The organism is Dehalococcoidales bacterium, from assembly GCA_028716225.1.
Lineage (GTDB): Bacteria > Chloroflexota > Dehalococcoidia > Dehalococcoidales > UBA5760 > UBA5760.
The window spans coordinates 1-3,541 of sequence record JAQUQE010000105.1; the positions used below are offsets into that span (position 1 = coordinate 1).

A 3,541-nucleotide genomic window follows, 5' to 3' on the forward strand; every position below is an offset into this window, starting at 1 on the left:
CAGTTCACGAAGACGTGGTATCATGTTGTGCTGGTGCTTAATTTTCGAATTAGTTCTGTATTTCATAACACACTTGTGTCTGTAGAGAATATAAGAAGTGATTCTCTACAGATGACAAGGATGTTATCTAACCGATTGGTCCATTGACACAGACGATCGCTGGTTCATCGTTCGATCCAAAGTTTTCCTTCAGCCAAGCTTGACCACCAATAGATCTCCTGATGATACAAGCGTTCTTGCATGTGTACTCCGACGTAATGTGACAAGGGTACCGTTTCAACATCGATTTCTCTCCAGGATGTAGGAGAGCATCGCTGAGACGACACCCTACTGAATTGATACAGTCACCACGTCTTGGGTACTGTAGTCTACTCATGAAGAGTTCTTCAGGACTCATTCGGCTCCTTTCATGTGAATTCGACTACCAACTTCCTCTTTGCATTTTCCTCTTTGCAACGTGACCAGAAAAGATACCGTTCGTCTCAAACTGACGAGTGCGTCTTCTCCAGCCTTTTACATCCACGACTTCATCCACGACCATCATAGAATCTGGATGGTCGCGGCATGGCACAATGCGCATGTGTGTTCCCATACGCATTATTGTGAGAATTTTGTGACAGACCTTACACCTTGGATACCAACTTACTCCATGGTATACGTTTGTCATTTCTTGATTGACACGAGTCTCGAAATATCGAACTTGCGTGATGCCTTTTCCTTTTTCTGGACTTCGTCCGATTTCTGGACTTCGTCAGCTTTCACGAACTGACCGTTTCTGAACAAGATACCATTCTTGGCACGCTCGACATCCTTATTCATGTATGACACACCTCCTTTCCATTAAGACTACGATCAGGTATTATAACTGAAAGGTTATAGTATCTGATCGTAGTCCAATCTAGCCTACCACTCTCATACGAATGTTACGGGATTATGACCTAGGCGGTCTTCGGCGGGTTCTTGGCTTTCTCTTCCTCGGCCGCGAGGCGCTTGTTGGTGTCCTCGATCTCTTTCTGCTTATCCGCGGCTTCCTTGTCCCAGGCGGCCTGCGACTCGGCTTCGGTGGCTTCCTTCATCCGGTCAGGGAACTGGGTCTGGATCTTGTAGTAAACGAAGTGGTCCAGGGGATCGAGGCCGAGTTCGACGGCCAGGGCCTTGCCGATCGCGGCTTTGGACACGTAAGTCTTGCCGGTTTTGGTATCGACCATTGCGGTCCGGCCCTTCTGGCCTTTGCCGCCGAAGAGCTGGCGTTTCGCGTTGGGCGCCGATTTCTCGAGTTCATCGACTCTCTTGACGAGTTTCTCGACCACGTCCAGGATCTGGTTCATGACATCTTCAATGTTGTCGATTCTCGACGGTTTCTTTGCCGCAGTAGCAGCCGGTGGGTTCGTATTCTGTGTCATCTTTACCTCTCTCTTAATCTTACTTTAGAGAGCGGTAGGCTAGATTGTTAAGGACTTCCATTTTGAGGCACTCGCCTTCGGTCGGCGGATGCCTGGCCGGAAAACCACGTCGCGGTAGGAAGCACTTCCCGGTAGGACGCACAAGACTCGCATTCTGCAACCGGATGCCCATCGAACGGTGAAAACGCGAGGAATGACCTCTCCGGCTTCTACCGTTGTGCGTCCCCGTCTACTAATCACTTTCTGCCTCAGCAGGGATATGTGGACGGATCTTCCCCATTATTTATTTCCTTAAGCACCACGTCCATCCAACTAAAGTCTAAATGACTTCAGCAGTGCAGTAGACCAAATTATTAAAAGAACGTGTAACTGATTCTGAGCACCCGCGAAAGCTGTTTTAGACTACTGCCTTTGGCAGTTTGAGTCTATTTCTTGTTGATGATACCGGTCTTGTTGTCTGGGATGTTGAGGTGATTCTTGTTGGGGTCGATGAAGACGTCCGGTTTTTTGTTGGGGTCGATGACGTCCGGTTTCTTATCTTCCGCCGGTTTGTTGATAGTGGAGGTAACCTCAGGTTTCTTGTCTTCCACGACGTTCGGTTTCTTCTCCGCGAGAATGAGCTCCTTGAGAGCATTCAGCTCTTCTTTCAGCTTGTCGTACTCACTCTTGGAGACGACGTCCGCCTGGGGCACTGCCGGAGTGTTGGTCACGGCTGCGGGAGTTACCAGGACATCCATGCCGACCATGATGGGGGTTTCCACCCCGTCGATGATGTCGACGAATCTGGTGGACTTGCCATCCTTCGAACCTGCCAGCCGCAGAACCTCATACCAGATGTACCCGTTGGGACGACCGATGAGTTTCCCGCTGGTCCGCAGCGGATTGAGATGGAACTCGGGAGCAACCGAAGTACCCGCTTCCGAGTGGCTCCGGTAAACGATTCCCGTCGAAAGATCCTTGCAGGGTTTCGCCGCTTGGGTGGTTCTGCCGGTTCTGGTTGCCGGAGCATTCCCAACCGTAGAACCGGAAAGGAACATCTCCGTCAGTCTGTTACTGTTCTCGACCATCTTCGCCAAGGTTTCGGCATCGATTTCGATCTTCTGAGTCATTTCGTTCTCCTTCGGACTTCACGTCCTCAGCTTCAAAACGGATGCTCAGAATCAGTGACACGTTTCAGTTGTTAAAGTACGGAGTGACCTGGATATAGTTATCTATCTATATAAGAGAAAATAATTCTCTATATATATTCTATATTATATATTCTTTTATTTATTCTATAATAATAGAACTTCGAAAAAACTCTTTTATTTAATTTTCTAAGAATATTATAATTCGTTTTAATCCAAAAATAAATAAAATATTTCTTTTATTATAACAGTAATTACTGTTTTGAAAAACGACCCTCTCAAAGATTATTGACAAATTTACCTAATGGTGATGTTTACTTAGGCCCGTGGACCCTTTGGGCCTTTTGTGGGCTTATCGGGGAGTTCTTGGAGCATTTCATAGAATGGTTTAAGAATCATACTGGTTGAGGGCTGGATTAACCGACCAAAACGTAACGCGTCGCGTTGGACTGCTGACGATTTAGTTGCTTGCATGAGGTTAGTATACGTCGGTTCTTCAAGAACATCAATCGCTTTTATAGCCAGGATAGCTCGAGCTTTTTTCAATATCATGTATGGCATTATATCTTTCAATAGTGATCTACCGTCTATGAGGTTAAATACTAAATAATAGCCTGTTCTATGCTTTAGAGTTGCTGCCACAGAAGTAATATGCGTTCTCATGGTATATATCTCTAGGTAACCTCGATAAGGTAAGTCAGACCATCTCTTAGTGAAAAATTCTACAAGATCACTATTGGTGTTTGTAAAGACTATTCGCAGAGTATAGTTATCTTCAGACATTTTGTTTATGACAATCATGCCCTCACCATCAAACAGTCCTGCTGCATACGCCTTATCAAATTCTGTGGGTATAATAATTTGTTGTGTCATCGAACTTCCTACCACTTAATCGTTCAAAGATTATTGACAAATTTACCTAATGGGGAGTGCCACTATATGTCAGGAGATACTCTGTAGATATGTCGAAGTGCTTAATGCAAACCGATATTTGTATGTAGTAACTACTAT

General features: G+C 45.7%; 4 protein-coding genes. All 4 read right to left on the minus strand.

The window, feature by feature from the left end:
- Nucleotides 1–663: 663 nt before the first annotated feature.
- Nucleotides 664–819 carry a hypothetical protein gene (locus tag PHI12_14200; protein MDD5511939.1) on the minus strand — a complete coding sequence of 52 codons (156 nt, stop codon included), beginning with the start codon at nucleotides 817–819 and terminating at the stop codon, nucleotides 664–666.
- Nucleotides 820–938: 119 nt separating this feature from the next.
- Complete coding sequence (locus PHI12_14205) at nucleotides 939–1,403, minus strand: hypothetical protein (protein MDD5511940.1); 465 nt, start codon at nucleotides 1,401–1,403, stop codon at nucleotides 939–941.
- Between the two features lie 425 nt (nucleotides 1,404–1,828).
- Nucleotides 1,829–2,512 carry a hypothetical protein gene (locus PHI12_14210; GenBank protein ID MDD5511941.1) on the minus strand — a complete coding sequence of 228 codons (684 nt, stop codon included), beginning with the start codon at nucleotides 2,510–2,512 and terminating at the stop codon, nucleotides 1,829–1,831.
- Nucleotides 2,513–2,848: 336 nt separating this feature from the next.
- The gene (locus PHI12_14215) at nucleotides 2,849–3,403 is read right to left on the minus strand and encodes a hypothetical protein (GenBank protein MDD5511942.1); all 555 of its coding nucleotides are present in this window, start codon (nucleotides 3,401–3,403) and stop codon (nucleotides 2,849–2,851) included.
- Between the last annotated feature and the right edge of the window lie 138 nt (nucleotides 3,404–3,541).

Bases quoted from the DNA above. Each gene is read 5' to 3' on its own strand.
- PHI12_14200 (MDD5511939.1), bottom strand. From the start codon at position 819: ATGAATAAGGATGTCGAGCGTGCCAAGAATGGTATCTTGTTCAGAAAC.
- PHI12_14205 (MDD5511940.1), bottom strand. From the start codon at position 1,403: ATGACACAGAATACGAACCCACCGGCTGCTACTGCGGCAAAGAAACCG.
- PHI12_14210 (MDD5511941.1), bottom strand. From the start codon at position 2,512: ATGACTCAGAAGATCGAAATCGATGCCGAAACCTTGGCGAAGATGGTC.
- PHI12_14215 (MDD5511942.1), bottom strand. From the start codon at position 3,403: ATGACACAACAAATTATTATACCCACAGAATTTGATAAGGCGTATGCA.